We start from the raw sequence: 18,229 nt of genomic DNA, 5'->3' as shown, positions 1-18,229 counted from the left end.
TGAATATCGCGTTGAATGCTGACCGTCCCGCAAAAACTTCAGTCGTCTGAAAGGAGAATCGTGCATGTGTGGAATCGTCGGTGCCATCGCCAACCGTGACGTGGTGCCTGTGCTGGTGGATGGCCTCAAGCGGCTGGAATACCGCGGCTACGACTCCGCCGGCGTCGCGGTGGTGGTGGGCGATGCGGTGCGGCGGGTGCGGCGCACCGGTCGGGTGGCGGAGATGGAAGCAGCGGCCGTCGCAGAAGGCTTGGGGCCGGCGAGGCTGGGCATCGGTCACACCCGCTGGGCCACGCATGGGGGTGTCACCGAGGCCAATGCCCATCCGCACATCAGCCACGGCGAGCTGGCGCTGGTGCACAACGGCATCATCGAAAACCACGAGCAGCAGCGCGAACGCCTGCGTGCGCTGGGCTATGTGTTCGAGTCGCAGACCGACACCGAGGTGATCGCCCATCTGATCCACCACTACCGCGCCCAGGGTGCCAGCCTGCTTGCGGCCTTGCAGCAGGCGGTGAAGGAACTGCACGGCGCCTATGCGCTGGCGGTGATCGACCGGCGTGAACCAGATATGTTGGTGGCCGCGCGCATGGGCTGCCCGCTGCTGGTGGGGTTGGGTGAGGGCGAGCACTTCGTTGCCTCGGATGTGTCTGCCATCGTCTCTGCCACCCGCCGGGTGATCTACCTGGAAGAGGGCGACACTGTGGCCCTGACCCGCGATTCGGTGCAGGTGTTCGATGCCAGTGACCGGCCGGTGACACGCGATGTGCACGTCTCCGACGTGTCGCTGGCCGCGCTGGAGTTGGGCCCGTACCGGCATTTCATGCAGAAGGAAATCCACGAGCAGCCGCGCGCGATCAGCGATACCGCCGAAGGCATCCTCGATGCGGGTGATTTTGTGCCGTCGCTGTTTGGCGATGAGGCCGAAGCGGTGCTGGCGGATGTGGCATCGGTGCAGATCCTGGCCTGCGGCACCAGCTATTACGCCGGGTTGACCGCACGCTATTGGATCGAGGCGCTTGCTGGCATTCCCTGCGCCGTGGAGATCGCCAGCGAGTACCGCTATCGCAAGGTGGTGGGCCACCCGCAGCAGTTGATCGTCACTATCTCCCAGTCCGGCGAAACCCTGGACACGATGGAGGCGCTGAAGTACGCCAAGGCGCAGGGGCAGGACAAAACACTGTCGATCTGCAACGTACCAGAGTCCGCCATCCCGCGCGCCAGCAGGCTGGTGTTCTACACCCGCGCCGGTGCCGAGATCGGCGTGGCCTCGACCAAAGCCTTCACCACCCAGCTGGTGGCGTTGTTTGCCCTGGCGGTGACGTTGGGTCGGCTGCGTGGACAGGTGGATGATGCACACGCGGCGGCCCTGCTGGACGATCTGTGTCATCTGCCCGGCAGTGTCCAGCACGCGCTCAACCTGGAGCCGCAGATCGCTGCCTGGGCGTCGGCATTCGCGCCGTATCAGCACGCGTTGTTCCTGGGGCGTGGCACGCATTACCCGATCGCCCTGGAAGGTGCGCTCAAGCTCAAGGAAATCTCCTACATCCACGCCGAAGGCTACCCGGCCGGCGAGCTCAAGCATGGCCCGCTGGCGCTGGTGGATGCGCAGATGCCGGTGGTGGTGATCGCGCCGAACGACGCACTGCTGGAGAAGGTGAAGTCCAACATCCAGGAAGTGCGTGCGCGCGGTGGTCAGATGTATGTGTTCGCCGATGCCGACAGCAGCTTCACCGAGTCCGAGGGCGTCCACGTGATCCGCACCCCGCGCCATGTCGGGCTGCTGTCGCCGATCGTGCATGCGATCCCGGTGCAGTTGCTGGCCTACCACACCGCGCTGGCGCGCGGCACCGACGTGGACAAGCCGCGTAATCTGGCCAAGGCGGTGACGGTGGAATGACCGCGGGCGGACAGCCCTGGGCAACGCCTGCCGGGTGGTGACAGCCCAGGGCATCCGGGCCGACGGGCATCTCCAAAGTGCGCGAAGATTCCTTACGATGGGCAAGCGGTACGCCAGGCCGGCAGCCGCCGCCGCGCTGCCGGGAATGCCGTTGCCTTCGAGGAGGAGACTGATGCTCAGGCCCACGTTCCGTCATGTGCTCGGCAGTGTGCTGCTGGTGCTGGCGGTGCCGCTGCTGCTCTGGCAACAGCAGCCGGCCAACCAGTGGGTGCTGCCGCAGTCGTCGTTTCTGGCGCTGCATTCGTTGCTGGAAACCGTGGCGGTGGCCGTGGCCATGCTGGTGTTCGTCACTGGTGCCACCGTAGCCGGCATCCAGCGTTCCAGCCGGGCGATGGAGCTGGGCGGGGCGTTCCTTGCGGTTGCCGTGCTGGACCTGCTGCATTTGCTGGCCTACGCCGGCATGCCCGACCTGCTCGGCCCCAACTCGCCGCAGAAGACCATCCTGCTGTGGCTATTGGCCCGTTATTTCTCGGCGCTGGGGTTGCTGGCGTTCGTCGGTCTGGCCGAGCGGCCGGCGCCGGCACGGACCTGGCGGATGGCCTGGTTCCTATGCGTGCTGGCCTTGGCGCTGGCACTGGCCTGGTGGCCGCTGACCACGCCGGAGCGGATTGCAGCGATGTACCAGCCGGGGCTGGGGCTGACGACGCTGAAGATCGGTCTGGAGTGGGGCGTGTGCGGCCTGTTCCTGCTGGCTGCGCTGGTGCTGGTACTGCGTTGGCGGACGTTGACCGGGGCCGAGCCCGGCAGCCTGCTGCTGGCGCTGCTGCTGATGGCCGCAAGCGAACTGTTCTTTACCCTGTACCGGGAGATTTTGAGCCTGCCCAACTTGCTCGGGCATGCCTACAAGGTGGCCGCCTACTACTACCTGTACCGGGCGATCCATGTCGAAGCGCTGCGTCGCCCGTTCGAGCGGATGCAGTATCTGCTCACCCATGACGTGCTGACCGGTCTGCCCAATCGCAGCGCCGCGCTGGAGTGGCTGCAGGCGCAGCTTGGCCAAGGCAGCCAGCCGCAGCGGCCGGGTGCGGTGTTGCTGCTGGATCTGGATCACCTCCAGACCGTCAACGACACCCTCGGGCATGCCCAGGGTGATCGCCTGCTGACAGCGGTTGCTGCACGACTGCGTGCGGCTTTGCCGCCATCGGCCTATCTGGCCCGGTTGAGCGGAGATGAGTTTTTGGTGCAGTTGCCCGAGACTACCCTGGCCCAGGCGCAGCAGGTCGCGCAGACCCTGCAGGCGGCACTGGCACGTGAGTTCGAGCTGGGTGAGGACCGGATTGGCATCAATGCCAGCATCGGGGTGGTGAGCTATGCGCAGCAGGCGCGCACGGTCAGTACCGTGCTGAGTCAGGCTGATCTGGCGCTCAAACAAGCCAAGCAGGCCGGGCGCGGCAGCGTGGCGGCGTTCGACGATGCGCTGGAGCAGGCTTTCCGTCGCACGGCCCGGCTGGAGGCTGGCTTGCGCGTCGCCATCGAGCGCGGCGAGCTGGCTCTGCATTACCAGCCCAAGTGGGACATCGGCACCGGCCGTCTGTCCGGCTGGGAGGCGCTGCTGCGCTGGCAGAGCGCCGAGCTGGGTTCGGTCCGCCCGGATGAGTTCATTCCGGTGGCCGAACGTACCGGGCTGATCCTGTCGATCGGCGACTGGGTGCTGCGTGAAGCCTGCCGCCAGTTACGCCAGTGGCGTGACGAAGGGCTGCCGACTGGCACCATGGCCGTGAACCTGTCAGCACGCCAGTTCCGCCAGCGGGATGTCGCCGAGGAGGTCAGCCGGGCGCTGCGCGACAACGGCTTAAAGCCGCAGGATCTGGAACTGGAAATCACCGAGTCGGCGCTGATGGATGATCTGCCGGCCGCCGCCGTGGCGCTGACCGATCTGCAGCGGCTGGGTGTGCGCATCGCCATCGACGACTTTGGCACTGGTTATTCCTCGCTGGCCTATCTGAAGAAGCTGCCGCTGAACTGCCTGAAGATCGACCGCACCTTCGTCACCGATATGACGGCCAGCGAGGATGGCGCGGCCATCGTCGCCACCATCATCGTCCTGGCGCATGGCATGGGCCTGAAGGTGGTGGCTGAAGGGGTGGAAACCCAGGAGCAGTTCGTGCAGTTGCGCGAGGCAGGCTGCGACCAGGCGCAGGGGTATCTGTTCTTCAAGCCGCTGGCCGCGCCGGAATGCCGCGATTTGCTGCGTGCCTGCAAGCGGCTGGCCGAGCAGGGCACGGCCAGCGCATCGCAAAGTTGAGTGTCTGAACTGGCCCCGCGCCGATGGCGGTGGTTTGCCAAGGCGGCACGGGGCGGCTCGCCGTTGGGTCAGCGGCCGGCGTCTGCGGGCTGCCAGCGCAGGCTGAGCGTGTACTCGCGGCCGGGCTGGTTGTACCAGGCGCTGGTTTCGTAGCGCTTGTCGAGCGCATTGCTGACATTGGCCTGCAGCGTCCAGCCGGGCGCAAAGCGCCATGCCACGCGTGCGTCCAGCGTGCCGTAGCCGCCTACCCGCAGGGTATTGGCGACGTCGTCCCAGCGGGCAGCCTCGGCAATGCCGGTGACACCGACGGTGACATCGCCGAGGCGACGTTCGAGCGTCAGCCGGGCGCTGCGCCCGGGGCGACGCGGCAGGGTCTTGCCATGGTTGGCGCCGGCGCTCTCGTTGCGGGTCTGCAGCCAGCCCAGCTGACCGCGCGCGGTCCAGTCGTCCTGCTGCCATTCGCCGGTCAACTCCAGGCCGCGGATGCGCGCGCTGTCCAGGTTGCCGGGCTTGCCCAGCGTGGCATCGTAGGCGATCAGGTCACGCACGCGGGTCTGGTAGGCATTGGCCTGCACCTGCCAGCCGGCGCCGCTGCGCGCCAGTTCAAGCTCGCTGCTGCGCGCGACTTCCGGGCGCAGCAGCGGGTTGCTGAAGCCGGGGTAATACAGCTCGTTGAAGGTGGGCGCCTTGAACGCGGTGCCGTGGCTGGCGCTCACCCGCCAGCCGGCGGGCAGCGTCATGCCCCAGGCCAGCGTGCCGGTGGTGTGGCCGCCGAACTGGTCGTTGTCGTCATGGCGCAGGCTGAACTGCACGTGCTGGCGGGCGTCGGCCGCGCCAAACTGGCCCAGATACTCGGCGAACACGCCGCGATTGCCGCGCCGGGCCGAGAACGGTGCCCACGGATCGCTGACATTGGCGGCATCGCGCAGCCAGTCGAAACCGACGCTCAGCTGCTGATGTTCCGCCACGCCGATGTCGCCTTGCAGGCTGGCGTTGTCACGCCAGGTGGCAAAGCGGTTGCTGAACACCTTGCCGAGGTAGTTGCGCGAATCGTCCAGATTGCGACCGAGGCGCAGGCTGATCTGGACGTCCTGCATCGGGATCCAGCGTGCGCTGCCGGCGACCACCTGCTGGACGATGTCGGAGTTGTCCACGTAATCGCCGTCGTAGTCGTTGTGGCCTTCGGCGCGGAAGGCGTGGGCGTCCAGCTGCCAACCGTCGGCCGGGGCGAAATCGGCGCGCAGGCTGGCACTGCGGTTGCGGTAGCCGTCGCGGTCGAGGTGGGTGCCCGGCACGATGAAGCAGCCGGCGCCCTGCCAGGTGAGCGGATCGTAGAACCCGGAGCAGGCATTGATGCCGTCGGTGCGCTGGTAGGCCATGTCCACGCCCACCCCACCGCGTGCACCGCGCAGGTCAATGCCGGCGGAGGCTTCGCGCAGGCCATGGCTGCCGGCGGCGATGCGGGCGCGCGCCTGTTCGCCCTGGCCTTCGCCGCGGCGGGTGAAGATCTGGATCACGCCGCCGATGGCATCGGCGCCATACAGCGAGGAGCGCGGCCCACGCACGATCTCGATGTGGTCGATCAGTGCCAGCGGGATGTCCTGCAGCGATGCCAGCCCGGAGGTGGGCGAGCCGATCCGCACGCCGTCCACCAGCACCAGGGTGTGGTCGGACTCGGTGCCGCGCATGAACAGGGTGCTCAGCTTGCCCAGCCCGCCCTGGTTGACGAGGGTGATGCCGGCGCGGCCGCGCAGCAGTTCCGGCAGCGAGTGGGCGCTGCTGGCGTCGATCTCGGCACGATCGATCACCTCCACGGCGGCCAGCGCGTCGTCCACGCTGATCGGGGTGCGGGTGGCAGTGACGATGAGGCGATCCAAGGTCTTGGCATCGTCGGCACGGGCCGACAGCGGCAGCGCCGCAGCCAGCGCCAGTGCAAGAGGGGCAACAGACAGCGGATACAGGACAGCAGGTTTCATGAAGTCAAACTCCGGCGCGCACGCCCGCGCGCCCTTGAAGTGAAGGGCAATGGCCAAGCGGGGGAGTTGCCACGGACAGGGCGTGCGAGCGCACGCACGGGCCGTGCGACGCCCTCCGCATCGCCACCAGTCATGCTTAAGGCCGGTCTCCGGGCTTGCGCGCGGCCCAGGGTCGAACTGAGCCCTGCCAGCGCCTTCCCATGCGGATGCACAGTGGCCGATGCTGGCGTGGTCGCACTTACCGTTGCGGGGGCAGCGCCGGACTGGGGGCGCATGTGCGCCTCGTCACCGGCTTCCCGTTTCAACCCGGCGGCGTTGCCACCGGGTCACCTCAAGCGCGCTTAGTGTAGCGGGTTGGCCGCTGGGTTCGCTTGTCCTGGATCAAGCGTCGGTGTCGCCAGCGTGCTCGTCATCGAACAGCGTGAAGGTGGGCGCGGTGGGTTCGTCGTGATAGGTGGTGGTGACGGGTGCCGCGGCTGGTCGCCCGCGTGGTGGTGGCAGCTGGGCAAGTGCCTCCTCGGCCGCTTGCACCAGTTCGGCCCGGCGGTGTTCCGGGATTTGCTGCCAGTGGCAGTCGGTCAGCGCCCCTTCCAGCATGTAAAGCAGGTTGATGCCGGGCTTGAAGCCGGCCCGGCGCACCTTCACGTAAGTCTGCACCGCGCCCAGCGCGGCCAGATCCTCGGCACTATGCACCCCCACCATGCGCAGCCAGGTGGCGGTCTTGGGGCCGATATTGCGCAGGGTCAGGCGCAAGCGATCGACTCCAGGAATGCCGCAGCGACGGCTTCCAGCCCGTGCTGGTCGTCGGCATCGAAGCGGGCTGGCAGCGGGCTGTCGAGATCGAATACGCCGATCAGCGTATCGCCCCGGTACAGCGGCACCACCAGTTCCGAGCGACTGGCCGAATCGCAGGCGATGTGGCCGGGGAAGGCGTGCACGTCGTCCACCCGCTGGGTCTGCCGGGTGCGGGCAGCGGCGCCACAGACGCCTTTGTCCAGCGGGATGCGCACGCAGGCCGGCAGCCCCTGGAATGGGCCGACCACAAGCTCAGTGCCATCGAAGAAGTAGAAGCCCACCCAGTTGAGATCGGGCAGGGCGTGGTACACTAGCGCCGACAGGTTGGCGGCGTTGGCGATTCGGTCGCGCTCGTCGTGCAGCAGCGCACGCACCTGTGCCAGTAACTGCGCGTAGCGTTCCGGCTTGCTGCCGGTCAATGGGGCAAAGGAAAAGCTCATGCGTGCAGTGTAGCAACCCTGGCAGGCAGGGCTACCATGCGCGCCTGTTATGCCTACGCCGCATCCGCAGGGAGGTCATGATGTTGTCGTTCTATGTCACCGGCACCGATACCGGCATTGGCAAGACCCTGGCCAGCTGCGCGCTGCTGTATCGGCTGCGCGCGCACGGCCTGCGTGCGGCGGGCATGAAGCCGGTCGCCAGTGGCTGTGTCCGCATCGATGGCGTCTGGCGCAACGAGGACGCGCTGGCGCTGCAGGCGGCGGGCGAATCCGGGATCGACTACGCGGACATCAACCCATTCGCGCTGGAGCAGCCACTGGCCCCGGAACTGGCCGCCCGCGATGCCGGCATCGAGGTGACGCTAGCGCCGATCCTCGACGCGTATGCGCGCCTGTCGGCGCAGGCCGATGCCCTGGTGGTGGAGGGCGTGGGCGGCTGGGCGGCGCCGCTGTCGGCCACGTTGATGCAGGCAGACCTGGTGCGTGCCTTGCGACTGCCGGTGGTGCTGGTGGTCGGGTTGCGGCTGGGCTGCCTCAATCACGCCCTGCTCAGCGCCCGCGCAATCGCTGCCGATGGGTTGACCCTGGCGGGCTGGATCGGCTCGCACGTCGATCCCACGATGGCACGCGTCGAAGACAACATCGCAATGCTGCGCCACCGTCTGCCGGCGCCATGTTGGGGTGTGCTGCCGTATGCGCCGGATGCAGCACCGCAGGCGTTGGCGGCGCATCTCGATATACCGGCAAGCATGGGGGGATGAAGCGGGCTCAGCCTGGCGCAAGCCAGGTGAAGGGCCACCAAGGAAGGTTGCGCAGGACGGCAAACCCCAGCAGTGTCCAGAGCCAATATCGGGGATTGGCTAGGTACCGGGACAATGGCGTTGCCCAGCGTGGACGCCAACCTGCGGCATTGAGTGTCATCAGCCCGAGCGCCGGCAGGCTGACAACTAGCAGCGGGTTCATGGCAAGTGCCAGTGGAAGATCGGCATGCACCAGTGCGTACAGGCAACGGGTACTGCCACAGCCTGGGCAGTAAAGACCGGTCAGGGCATGGATGGGGCAGGGCGGAAGCGGGCTGCCGGGGGCAAACGGGTTTAGTCGCCAGAGAACAGCTGCAACTGTCGCAGCGCCTGCGGCCAGCACAAGCCCCGGCACGGCTTGACGCCATGCTGGGGGAAGTGTTGCGAGTGCTATGCGCACCACAGCTTCAGTTCTGGCCGGCGAGTGCGCCAAGCGTCGCCAGACCGCCGAGGAACATGAACCAGACCAGCAGCAGCGCAGGTCCGATCAACGCAGACCAGATGGCCCAGAGTTTCGCCTTGCGCGATGCTTCGCGTGCGCCAGCAATGTCACCGGCCGCGCGCAGACCATCCACCCGGGCGGCATAAACGATTGACACGATGCCGAGCGGAAGACAGCAGAACAAGGTGGTGAGGATGGCCCAGACCAGATGGTTTGGGATGACTTCTTGTGATTCATTCATGGAGATTCCCCTGGTGAAATGAAGTTGCAGGCAGACAAAGTGGACAGGGCGACCCCACAGCCCATGGCCTGTTCGTATGCTCGCTGTCGGGTAAGGAATGTGTCAACGTCAAAGAATCTCCAAATCCGTCGGAGATCCCTGTTGGTCACGAATAGCGTTGGTTTAGACCTTGTCCCGATTTGGGGCTTATGCCCAATCTCCACGCAGTGCGCGCACGCGTGCTTCCAGCAGGGCGGCGCTTGCGTTGGCTGCGGGGATCGGTTCGCCGGCCACCACTTCGATGTGCGCCCGCAGCCGGCGTGGCAGGCGCATGCGGCCCAGACGTGAGTCACGCCGGCTCCACATGCTGCCCCACATGTTGCGCAGTGCCATCGGGACCACCGGCACGTCCTGCCCGCGTGCGAGCGCACGCGCCAGGATTTTTTCCACGCCGGGTTTGAACGGCGCGATTTGGCCGTCCTTGGTCAGTGCGCCTTCGGGGAAGATGCAGACCAGCTCACCCTCGGCCAGCGCCGCATCCACCGCGTCGAACGCGCGCTGCATGATCTCGGGGTCCTCGCGTGCACCGGCAATCGGGATCGCCCTGGCGGTGCGGAAGATCCAGCGCAGCACCGGAATGTCGAAGATTCGGTAATACATCACGAAGCGCACCGGGCGCGGGATGCAGGCCGCCAGGATCAGCGCGTCCATGTAGCTGACGTGGTTGCACACCAGCAGTGCCGCACCTTCGTCCGGGACGTGCTTTTCGATGCCGTGCAGCTCCAGCCGGTACAGCGTGCGCACCAGCAGCCAGCTGAGAAAACGCATGAAGAACTCGGGCACGATGCTGAAGATCCAGAGCGCCACCAGCGTGTTGGCGATCGCCAGCGCCAGGAACACCTGCGGGATGCTCCAGCCGAGCAGGCGCTGCGCGCCCAGGCCAAGGAGTGCCGCCAGCACGATGAACATCGCGTTCTGGATGTTCATGCCGGAGATCACCCGCGCCAGTTCGTGCTTCGGCGTGCGGCTCTGGATCAGTGCAAACAGCGGCACCACGAAAAAGCCAGTGAACACCCCGATGCCGATGAGGTCGAGGATGATGCGTGTGCTGCCGGGCATCTGGATGAACGCCTGCACCGACAGACCCTGCGCCAGCGCCTGCCCCGGCCGGGCGAAATAGAGGTCGAGCAGGAAGGCGCTGATGCCGAATGCGCCCAGCGGCACCAGGCCGATTTCCACCGTCCGCGAAGACAGCTTTTCGCAGGATATCGAGCCGATCCCAACACCCACCGAAAACAGCGCCAGCGCGAAGATGTAGAGGTTCTGGGTGCCGCCTAGGTTGGTTTGTGCATAGACCGGCAACTGCGCGGTCAGCATGGTGCCGACAAACCAGAACCAGCTCACGCCCAGCACGGCATTGCGCACGGCCAGTTGTCGGCGGGTCAGCTGCCAGATCCGCCACGACTCACGCAGCACGTTCCAGTCCACCTTCAGCGTCGGGTCGCCGGCCTCCACCCGCGGGATGCGCCGCGCCACCGTGTTGCCGGCAATCGCCAGCAGCACCACCGTCGCGGCCGCGACCTGCGGGCCGTGGTCGCCGGCCAGCTGGAAAATCAGCCCGCCACACACCATGCCCAGCAGGATCGCCACCGATGTGCCCATCTCCACCAGCCCGTTGCCGCCGGTGAGTTCCTCCGGCTTGAGCACTGCCGGCAGGATCGAATATTTCACCGGCCCGAACAGGGTGGACTGCAAACCGGTGCCGAACAGCGCCAGCAGCAGGATCGGCATGCTCTTGAGCAGAAACCCCACTGCCGCCAGCGACATCACGATGATTTCCATCGTGGTGGTGATCACGATCAGCCGCTGCTTCTCCAGCTTTTCCGCAATCTGGCCGGCGGTGGCCGAGAACAGGAAGAACGGCAGGATGAAGATCGCCGGTGCCAGGTTGGCGTACAGCCCCATCTCCGCGCTTCCCACCGCCATGTAGGCCAGCAGGCCGATGATCGCCTGCCGGTACACGTTGTCGTTGAACGCGCCTAGCGCCTGCACGATGAAATAGGGCAGGAAGCGGCGCTGTCTGAGCAGGTCGAACTGCGAATGAGCCATGGCATCCCCCGAACGGTTTGCCGGAGGATAGCGGATGACCGCGTCAGTACCCGCCGAAGCTGCCGGCCGGCCCTGGGAACACCACCGGGCTTTCGCTGCCATCCTTGGCGACGGCGGCAACGCCAAAGAACGCGTCGTCGATGATGGTGTTGTGCAGGGTGACATGATCGACGTTGCCCACCCAGCGGCTGTGGGTCCACTGCGGCGCGGTGGTGTCGCGCCAGTACACCCGATAGCCGGCCAGTTGCGGCGCCTGCGCGGCGGGTGGGCGGGTCCAGCGCAGCGTGGTGTCGGGGCTGACCGCGCCTTCGATGCGCACGTCGGCCGGCGGCGGTGGTGCCGAGGCCAGCGCTGCCAGCGTCACGACGTTGAGCGCGGTGAGTTTGGCGGCATAGGCGAAGTCCACGCCGTCGAGCGTGTCGCCATAGTGGCGCACGCGGCCATCGGGCAGGGTTTCGGTACGCACGTCCTGATGCTGGCGATCGTAGTGCTCGTGCGCTTCCATCACCCGCACCGCCGGGAAGCCGGCTTCATTGAACGGGCGGTGATGGCCGCCACGGCCGAAGCGATCCATCCGGTACACCATCCGCACCGTGAGGTTGGGCACATGCGTGGCCATGCGTGCGATGTAGCGCGCCAGGTTGCGGCTGGGGGAATCCAGCTCGCCGCCGGTAAAGCGGCGCGCACGGGCTTCTTCGGCGGTTTCGGTGGCGCGGGTGCCTTCTGAGAACACCCGTGCGGTGCTGTTGTCGATCACGCCGTCGATGCCCTGGATATTGCCGATCATGTCGTTGTTGAGCACCGCTTCCACCCGCCAGCCCTGCCGCTTGGCTTCCTCGGCCAGAAACTTGCCGCCGTACAGGCCCTGCTCCTCGCCGGCCAGCGCGGCATACACGATGGTCGCCGGGAAGCGGTAGCGGCTCAGCACCCGCGCTGCTTCCAGCGTGCCGGCCAGGCCGCTGGCATTGTCGTTGGCCCCAGGCGCATCGGAGGTGGCATCCATCACATCGCTGGCGCGCGAGTCGATGTCACCACTCATGATCACGTAGCGGTTCGGATCCGCCGTGCCGCGCTGGATGGCAATGACGCTGACCACCTCCACCGGCCCCGGAATGCGCGGTTCGCCCTGCACCGTGCCGCTGACATAGCGCACCTCCAGGCAGCCGCCGCAGGCCTTGGAGATACGGGTGAACTCGTCGAACACCCAGCGCCGCGCCGCCCCGATCCCACGCGTCGGCGAGGCCGTATCCGACAGCGTGTGGCGAGTGCCAAAGCCCACCAGCGTGCGCACGTCGCGTTCGATGTTGGCCGCCGACGGCGCGGTGCCCAGGGTATCGAGCAGCGGCAGGTCAGATGGCGGCGGCGCGTCCTGGGCGGCAACGGCCGCGGTGGCCAGGGTCAATAGCAGGGCAGGCAGCAGGCGCATGGCAGTTCCACCAGCGGGAGGGCAAGTGCAAGCCTACCCGCCCATGCCGACCAATGCAGCCGGCGTGGCATAGTGAAAGGCACAGGAGGGAACCGATGCCACTGAGCCTCAACGAGATCCGTGAGCGTGCCCGCGCGTTTGCTAAGGAATGGGCTGGCGAGTTCAGCGAGCGTGCCGAGGCACAAAGTTTCTGGAACGATTTTTTCAACGTGTTCGGCGTCAACCGCCGGCGCGTGGCGGTGTTCGAGCAGAAGGCCGCCCGCTTCACCGGCAGCAGCTGCGGGCGCATCGATGTGTTCTGGCCCGGCGTGATGCTGGCGGAGCACAAGAGCCGAGGGGCCGACCTGGACGCCGCGTTCGAGCAGGCCACCGATTATTTCGCCGGGCTGAAGGACGCCGAGCTGCCGCGCTACGTGCTGGTCTCGGACTTCCAGCGGTTCCGCCTGCATGATCTGGAAACCGGCGAACGGACTGACTTCGCGCTGGCCGACTTGCACAAGCAGATCGGCCGCTTTGGCTTCATCAGCGGCTACCAGACCCGCAGCTACAAGGAAGAAGATCCCGTCAACCTGCAGGCCGCCGAGCGCATGGGGCGGCTGCACGATGCACTGAAAGCAGCAGGCTACGACGGCCACCCGCTGGAAGTGTTGCTGGTGCGGCTGCTGTTCTGCCTGTTTGCCGATGACACTGGCATTTTCCCGCGCCAGAGCTTCCACGACCTCATCGTTCAGCGCACCCGCGAAGACGGCAGCGATCTGGGCATGTGGTTGGAGCGCATCTTTCAGGTGCTCAACACGCCGCCGGAAAAGCGCCAGTCCACGCTGGACGAGCAGCTGGCGGAACTGCCTTACGTCAATGGCCGGTTGTTCGAAGAGCGGCTGCCGCTGGCCGACTTCAACGCGCAGATGCGCGGTCTGCTGTTGGACGCCAGCACGCTGGACTGGGGACGCATCAGCCCGGCCATCTTCGGCGCCATGTTCCAGTCGGTGATGGACGCCAAGGCCCGCCGCAACCTGGGTGCGCACTACACCAGCGAGAAGAACATCCTCAAGCTGATCGGCCCGCTGTTCCTGGACGAGCTGAAAGCGGAGCTGGACAAGGCCGGCAATGACGAAAAGAAACTGGCGCAGCTGCACCGCAAACTGGCCACGCTGACCTTCCTGGACCCGGCCTGCGGCTGCGGCAACTTTCTGGTCATTGCCTACCGCGAGCTGCGCGCGCTGGAGCTGGACATCCTCAAGCGCCAGTTTGCCACCCAGCAGTCGGTGCTGGCCCATGTGCAGGACCATGTGCTGGTGGACGTGGATCAGTTCTACGGCATCGAGATCGAGGAATTTCCGGCTCAGATCGCGCAGGTGGCGATGTGGCTGATGGATCACCAGATGAACCTGCGGGTGTCCGAGCAGTTCGGCGAAAACGTGGTGCGCCTGCCGCTGAAGAAGTCCGCCACGATCGTGCATGGCAACGCGCTGCGGATCGACTGGAACGACGTGGTGCCGGCGGAGCGGTTGAGCTACATCCTCGGTAATCCGCCGTTTGTGGGAAAGAAGGAGCAGAGCGCGGAGCAGAAGGCCGACATGGCGGCCGTGTTCGCGGGGGTTAAGGGCGCTGGCGTGCTGGATTTCGTCTGCGCGTGGTATCTCAAGGCAGCGGCGATGATGCAGGCCAGCCCGAAGATTCGGGCGGCATTCGTCTCGACCAACTCCATCACCCAGGGCGAGCAGGTCGGCGTCCTGTGGGGAGAACTGTTAGCACGCGGCATGCGCATCTTTTTTGCGCACCGAACCTTCCGCTGGAACAACGAGGCGCGCGGCGTGGCGGCGGTGCACTGCGTGATCATCGGATTTGCGCTGGGCGATGTAACGCCCAAGCAGTTGTTCGACTACGAGGACATCAAGGGAGAGCCGCATCGCCTGCTGGCGGACAACATCAATCCGTATTTGGTGAGCCATGCCGATGTGCTCCTGCCCCGGCGTAGCCAGCCGATTGCGAACGTCCCGCCATTGATTGAAGGCATCACGCCGTTGGATAACGGGTTGCTGGCTTTTACGCCAAAAGAAAAAGAGGCGTTCTTGCAACTTGAGCCGTCAGCGAGCAAGTGGTTTCGGCCTTGGCTGACTGGAAATGACTTCATCAACGGGAAAGTGAATTACTGCCTGTGGTTGTCGAACGCCAGCCCTTCCGAACTGAAGGCCATGCCTCATGTGATGGCAAAACTGGCTCAGGTGCGCCGCTTTCGGGAAGATAGCAAATCGTCCCAAAAGTTTGCAGTCACGCCATGGTTGTTTCGAGAAACGTCTATTCCAAACAAGTTCATCCTCATTCCAAAAACCAGCTCCGAACGGCGAAAGTTTTTCCCTATCGGCTTTGTCGAAAACAGCATCGTCACCAATTCCACGCTGTACACAGAAGGTGACTTGTTCCACTTCGGCATCCTCTCCAGCACCATGCACATGGCCTGGGTGCGCACCGTCTGTGGTCGTCTCAAAAGCGACTATCGTTACTCTGCCGGCATCGTCTACAACAACTTCCCCTGGCCCGAGCTGGTGGATGACCAGCGCCGCGCCGCGATCGAAGCCGCAGCGCAGGGCGTGCTCGACGCCCGCGCCCAGTTCCCCGACGCCACCCTGGCCGACCTCTACGACCCGCTCACCATGCCGCCCGCGCTGGTCAAGGCCCACGCCGCGCTGGACAAGGCCGTGGATGCCGCGTACCTCGCCGCCGAAAAAGCCGCCGGCCGCAAACCGCCCCGGCTGACCACCGACGCCGAGCGCGTGGCCTTCCTGTTCCAGCGCTACCAGGCCCTGACCAGCCTGCTGCCGGAGGAGAAGCCGAAAAAGGGAGCGCGCAAGCGCGGCTGATTGGGCGAATACGGACGCGGGCCCAGTGCCATTGACGGCGTCGTGCCCGGTGATCCGGGCGCTACGCCACCGTGGGCATGCAAAGAGAGTCGCGCACCGCCGCGTGGGGCAGGGGAGGTGGGGGAGCGGCGGCGGTGCGCGAAAGGACTTAGAAGCGCATCTGCAAACGCAGATTCACCGGATAGGACGTGCGCTTGCCGGTATTGTTGATGGACGCAAGGCCAAGGCCAGCCAAGGCGCTGTCGTTGTCGGACAGGTTGCCGTGGTAGCGCACACCCACCTCAAGACCCAGCGAGGTCTTTTCGGACACCGACCACAGCACGCCCAGATCGGCACCGCCGCTGAGCTGCCAGCCGCCGTCGAAGAACGGCACGTCATTCAGCGCGATGTTCGCGTCGGGGATGGTGAAGGTGGCCTTGATGCTGTTCACATGGGTGGCACCCAGCCGGCCGGCCACGTACGGGCGCACGCTGCCGGTGCTGAAGTAGTAGCGGTAGCCGCCTTCCAGCGACAACGCTTTGTAGCTGCCAAAGCGGCCGTAGACGGGCAGGGTGGTCGTCAGCAAGGGAACATAGGCCCCGCCCACCTGGGTGCTGCCGGCGCCGGAACGGGTGTACATCAGCTGGCCGAAGACCTCATCGTTGTTGCCCATGGGCCAGCCCATCTCGACGCCGAAGTTGGTCGCCTTGCCGTAGATCTTGTCGTACGAGCGTGCGCCAATGCGCAGCTCGGCCGACACACCGGCCAGCGCCGGGTTCAGCGGGCCGAGATCGGCGATGGGGGCGATGGCACCTTTGTGGACATCGCCGCTGACACTGGTGTCGGTACCGCCGATCAGCGAGAACGTCGGGCCGCTCTGGGCCATGGCGGTGACGGGCAGACCGAGGACGGCGGCAAACAGGGCAACGGACAGGCGTTTCATGCGGGGGACTCCTGTAGGGTTTGAAAGCCAGCAGGGGTGCTGGTGGCAAGCGTTACGCCGAACCCGTCGCCCTGGATGCACCCGGCGGTGCGTTTCCGATCAGCGGCGCATGCAAGGGAGTGTTCTGCTGCTGTGCTTGATGGCGGGCAGGCTGGCCCCAGATAGTGGGCGGCCCGCATTCAGGAGGCCGCGATGTCCCGCCTGTTCTCGCCCATCACCCTGGGCCCGCTCACCCTGGCCAACCGCATCGTGGTGGCGCCGATGTGCCAGTACGCCAGCACCGACGGTCTGGCCAACGACTGGCACGTGCAGCACTGGGGCGTGTTGGCGCAGTCCGGCGCCGGCCTGCTGTTGACCGAGGCCACCGCGGTGGTGCCGGAAGGGCGGATCAGCTGGGCCGATCTGGGCCTGTATGACGATGCCTGCGAAGCGGCGTTCGCGCAGGCGCTGGCCAGCGTGCGGCGCTGGTCGCCGATGCCGGTGGGCGTGCAGCTGGCGCATGCCGGGCGCAAGGCGTCCACCCATCGCCCGTGGGAGCACGGCGGGCAGGCGATTGCGCCGGACGCGCCGCACGGCTGGCAGGTGGTGGCGCCATCGCCGCTGCCCTATGCCGAGGGCGGCCCGGTGCCGCAGGCCCTGGACACAGCCGGCATCGCACGGGTGGTGCAGGCGTTTGCCGATGCGGCACGGCGCGCGGCGCGGCTGGGGCTGGAGGCGATCGAACTTCACGCCGCGCACGGCTACCTGCTGCATCAGTTTCTATCACCGCTCAGCAACCACCGCAGCGATGCGTACGGCGGCCCGCTGGAGCACCGCATGCGGCTGTTGCTGGAGGTGTTCGACGCCGTGCGTGCCGCAGTGCCGGACACGATGACGGTGGGCGTACGCATCTCCGCCACCGACTGGGTGGACGGCGGCTGGGATCTGGCGCAGAGCATTGCCCTGGCGCGGGCGCTGGATGCCCGTGGCTGCCACTATCTGCACGTTTCCAGTGGTGGCCTGCACCCGGCCCAGCGCATCCCGCTGGCACCGGGCTACCAGTTGCCGTTTGCCGAAGCGATTCGCCGCGAGGTGGCGATGCCGGTGATCGGCGTCGGCCTGATCACCACGCCAGAACAGGCCGAGGCCGCGCTGGCGCAGGGGCAGGCCGATGCCATCGCCCTGGCCCGCGCACTGCTGTACGACCCGCGTTGGCCGTGGCATGCCGCTGCCGCGCTGGGCGCGACGGTCACCACGTCGCCGCGGTTTTTGCGCGCGGTGCCGCACGGCCTGCCGCCGCTGCTGGTGCCCGTGACGGGGACTGCCGGATGAGCGCAAGAGGCGATTTGCTGTCGGGGCGGACAGGCCACGTGGCCGTCACGCCCTGCATTCCACCCACGCAAAGGAGGATCTGACCATGAAGCTTTACTACAGCCCCGGTGCCTGCTCGCTGTCGCCGCATATCGTGCTGCGTGAGGGCGGCTTTGATTTCCAGCTGGAGCGGGTCGATCTCAAAACCCGACAGACCGAGCACGGACGCGATTACCGCACGGTGCATCCGCTTGGCTGCGTGCCGGCGCTGGAGCTTGACGACGGCCAGGTGCTCACCGAAGGCCCGGCCATCGTCCAGTATCTGGCCGACCGCGTGCCGGACACCCAGCTGGCACCGGCGCCGGGCACGTTGGCGCGCTACCGGCTGATGGAATGGCTCAACTTCATCTCCACCGAGCTTCATAAGGGCTTTGGCGGGCTGTTCAACCCGGCGTTCCCGGAACAGGCCAAGACCATCTTCCGCACCCTGTTGCAGGCCCGGCTGGACGAGGCGCAGCGCCGTCTGGGCAACCAGACTTATGTGCTGGGCGACACCTTCACGGTGGCCGATGCCTACCTGTTCACCGTGCTGGGCTGGGGCAAGTACGTCGGTGTCGATCTGGCGGCCTGGCCGGGCCTTGCGGCCTATTGCGGCCGGGTTGCGGCGCGGCCGGCGGTGCAGGCGGCGCTGGCCGCCGAAGGCCTGCGCTGAAAAGCATCACCACACACATTCACTTCATCAC

General features: G+C 66.3%; 14 protein-coding genes and 1 riboswitch. Of the genes, 6 read left to right on the top strand and 8 right to left on the bottom strand.

The window, feature by feature from the left end; genetic code table 11:
- The first annotated feature begins 64 nt into the window (after positions 1 to 64).
- Both glmS and BUA29_RS05535 read left to right on the top strand, forming a co-directional pair.
- Positions 65 to 1,900: a glutamine--fructose-6-phosphate transaminase (isomerizing) gene (gene glmS, locus BUA29_RS05540; protein ID WP_072755621.1), complete on the top strand. Its 1,836-nt coding sequence runs from the start codon at positions 65 to 67 to the stop codon at positions 1,898 to 1,900.
- Positions 1,901 to 2,072: 172 nt separating this feature from the next.
- Complete coding sequence (locus BUA29_RS05535; protein ID WP_072755620.1) at positions 2,073 to 4,205, top strand: putative bifunctional diguanylate cyclase/phosphodiesterase; 2,133 nt, start codon at positions 2,073 to 2,075, stop codon at positions 4,203 to 4,205.
- Positions 4,206 to 4,273: 68 nt separating this feature from the next.
- Here BUA29_RS05535 and BUA29_RS05530 read toward each other — a convergent pair whose 3' ends face one another.
- The 3 genes from BUA29_RS05530 to BUA29_RS05520 all read right to left on the bottom strand — a co-directional run bounded on the left by BUA29_RS05530 (position 4,274) and on the right by BUA29_RS05520 (position 7,416).
- Positions 4,274 to 6,181, bottom strand: a complete 1,908-nt coding sequence (locus BUA29_RS05530) for a TonB-dependent receptor domain-containing protein (protein ID WP_178137895.1) — start codon at positions 6,179 to 6,181, stop codon at positions 4,274 to 4,276.
- A 123-nt stretch (positions 6,182 to 6,304) separates the two neighbouring features.
- A riboswitch (cobalamin riboswitch) is annotated at positions 6,305 to 6,530 on the bottom strand.
- A gap of 32 nt (positions 6,531 to 6,562) precedes the next feature.
- Positions 6,563 to 6,934 carry a TfoX/Sxy family protein gene (locus BUA29_RS05525; protein ID WP_281247903.1) on the bottom strand — a complete coding sequence of 124 codons (372 nt, stop codon included), beginning with the start codon at positions 6,932 to 6,934 and terminating at the stop codon, positions 6,563 to 6,565.
- Positions 6,925 to 7,416 (bottom strand): GAF domain-containing protein, encoded by a 492-nt coding sequence (locus BUA29_RS05520; protein ID WP_072755619.1) that lies wholly within the window; start codon positions 7,414 to 7,416, stop codon positions 6,925 to 6,927. Before BUA29_RS05520 ends, BUA29_RS05525 begins: the two co-directional genes overlap by 10 nt.
- Positions 7,417 to 7,493: 77 nt before the next feature.
- Between BUA29_RS05520 and bioD the strand changes: the two genes are divergently transcribed.
- Positions 7,494 to 8,177 (top strand): dethiobiotin synthase, encoded by a 684-nt coding sequence (gene bioD, locus BUA29_RS05515; protein WP_072755618.1) that lies wholly within the window; start codon positions 7,494 to 7,496, stop codon positions 8,175 to 8,177.
- A gap of 7 nt (positions 8,178 to 8,184) precedes the next feature.
- Here the strand turns inward: bioD and BUA29_RS05510 are convergent, their stop codons facing one another.
- From BUA29_RS05510 to BUA29_RS05495, 4 genes are all read right to left on the bottom strand, one after another.
- Positions 8,185 to 8,610 carry a DUF2752 domain-containing protein gene (locus BUA29_RS05510; RefSeq protein WP_084602364.1) on the bottom strand — a complete coding sequence of 142 codons (426 nt, stop codon included), beginning with the start codon at positions 8,608 to 8,610 and terminating at the stop codon, positions 8,185 to 8,187.
- Positions 8,611 to 8,623: 13 nt separating this feature from the next.
- Positions 8,624 to 8,899, bottom strand: a complete 276-nt coding sequence (locus BUA29_RS05505; protein WP_072755616.1) for a CD225/dispanin family protein — start codon at positions 8,897 to 8,899, stop codon at positions 8,624 to 8,626.
- Between the two features lie 186 nt (positions 8,900 to 9,085).
- Positions 9,086 to 10,987, bottom strand: coding sequence for an MFS transporter (locus tag BUA29_RS05500; protein ID WP_072755615.1), 1,902 nt, complete (start codon positions 10,985 to 10,987; stop codon positions 9,086 to 9,088).
- 43 nt (positions 10,988 to 11,030) lie between these two features.
- A complete protein-coding gene (locus tag BUA29_RS05495) occupies positions 11,031 to 12,413 on the bottom strand; it encodes a M28 family metallopeptidase (protein WP_072755614.1) in 1,383 nt (460 codons plus the stop codon).
- A 95-nt stretch (positions 12,414 to 12,508) separates the two neighbouring features.
- Here BUA29_RS05495 and BUA29_RS05490 point away from each other — a divergent pair, with 95 nt between their 5' ends.
- Positions 12,509 to 15,274, top strand: a complete 2,766-nt coding sequence (locus BUA29_RS05490; protein WP_072755613.1) for a class I SAM-dependent DNA methyltransferase — start codon at positions 12,509 to 12,511, stop codon at positions 15,272 to 15,274.
- A gap of 148 nt (positions 15,275 to 15,422) precedes the next feature.
- Here the strand turns inward: BUA29_RS05490 and BUA29_RS05485 are convergent, their stop codons facing one another.
- Positions 15,423 to 16,196, bottom strand: coding sequence for a hypothetical protein (locus tag BUA29_RS05485; protein ID WP_072755612.1), 774 nt, complete (start codon positions 16,194 to 16,196; stop codon positions 15,423 to 15,425).
- Between the two features lie 192 nt (positions 16,197 to 16,388).
- On the opposite strand from BUA29_RS05485, the gene BUA29_RS05480 reads away from it, so the two are divergent.
- Together BUA29_RS05480 and gstA are read left to right on the top strand one after the other, a co-directional pair.
- A complete protein-coding gene (locus BUA29_RS05480) occupies positions 16,389 to 17,507 on the top strand; it encodes an NADH:flavin oxidoreductase/NADH oxidase (RefSeq protein ID WP_072755611.1) in 1,119 nt (372 codons plus the stop codon).
- Between the two features lie 85 nt (positions 17,508 to 17,592).
- On the top strand, positions 17,593 to 18,198 hold the full coding sequence (gene gstA / locus BUA29_RS05475; protein ID WP_072755610.1) for a glutathione transferase GstA: 606 nt from the start codon (positions 17,593 to 17,595) through the stop codon (positions 18,196 to 18,198).
- Positions 18,199 to 18,229 lie beyond the last annotated feature (31 nt).

The sequence above is a fragment of the Thermomonas hydrothermalis genome (assembly GCF_900129205.1).
GTDB classification, from domain to species: domain Bacteria; phylum Pseudomonadota; class Gammaproteobacteria; order Xanthomonadales; family Xanthomonadaceae; genus Thermomonas; species Thermomonas hydrothermalis.
The sequence above is the reverse complement of the archived record's forward strand: the minus strand, read 5'-3'. Positions and strand labels throughout refer to the sequence as shown.

Coding starts and splice junctions, on each gene's coding strand:
- glmS (WP_072755621.1), top strand. CDS start 65: ATGTGTGGAATCGTCGGTGCCATCGCCAACCGTGACGTGGTGCCTGTG.
- BUA29_RS05535 (WP_072755620.1), top strand. CDS start 2,073: ATGCTCAGGCCCACGTTCCGTCATGTGCTCGGCAGTGTGCTGCTGGTG.
- BUA29_RS05530 (WP_178137895.1), bottom strand. CDS start 6,181: ATGAAACCTGCTGTCCTGTATCCGCTGTCTGTTGCCCCTCTTGCACTG.
- BUA29_RS05520 (WP_072755619.1), bottom strand. CDS start 7,416: ATGAGCTTTTCCTTTGCCCCATTGACCGGCAGCAAGCCGGAACGCTAC.
- bioD (WP_072755618.1), top strand. CDS start 7,494: ATGATGTTGTCGTTCTATGTCACCGGCACCGATACCGGCATTGGCAAG.
- BUA29_RS05505 (WP_072755616.1), bottom strand. CDS start 8,899: ATGAATGAATCACAAGAAGTCATCCCAAACCATCTGGTCTGGGCCATC.
- BUA29_RS05500 (WP_072755615.1), bottom strand. CDS start 10,987: ATGGCTCATTCGCAGTTCGACCTGCTCAGACAGCGCCGCTTCCTGCCC.
- BUA29_RS05495 (WP_072755614.1), bottom strand. CDS start 12,413: ATGCGCCTGCTGCCTGCCCTGCTATTGACCCTGGCCACCGCGGCCGTT.
- BUA29_RS05490 (WP_072755613.1), top strand. CDS start 12,509: ATGCCACTGAGCCTCAACGAGATCCGTGAGCGTGCCCGCGCGTTTGCT.
- BUA29_RS05485 (WP_072755612.1), bottom strand. CDS start 16,196: ATGAAACGCCTGTCCGTTGCCCTGTTTGCCGCCGTCCTCGGTCTGCCC.
- BUA29_RS05480 (WP_072755611.1), top strand. CDS start 16,389: ATGTCCCGCCTGTTCTCGCCCATCACCCTGGGCCCGCTCACCCTGGCC.
- gstA (WP_072755610.1), top strand. CDS start 17,593: ATGAAGCTTTACTACAGCCCCGGTGCCTGCTCGCTGTCGCCGCATATC.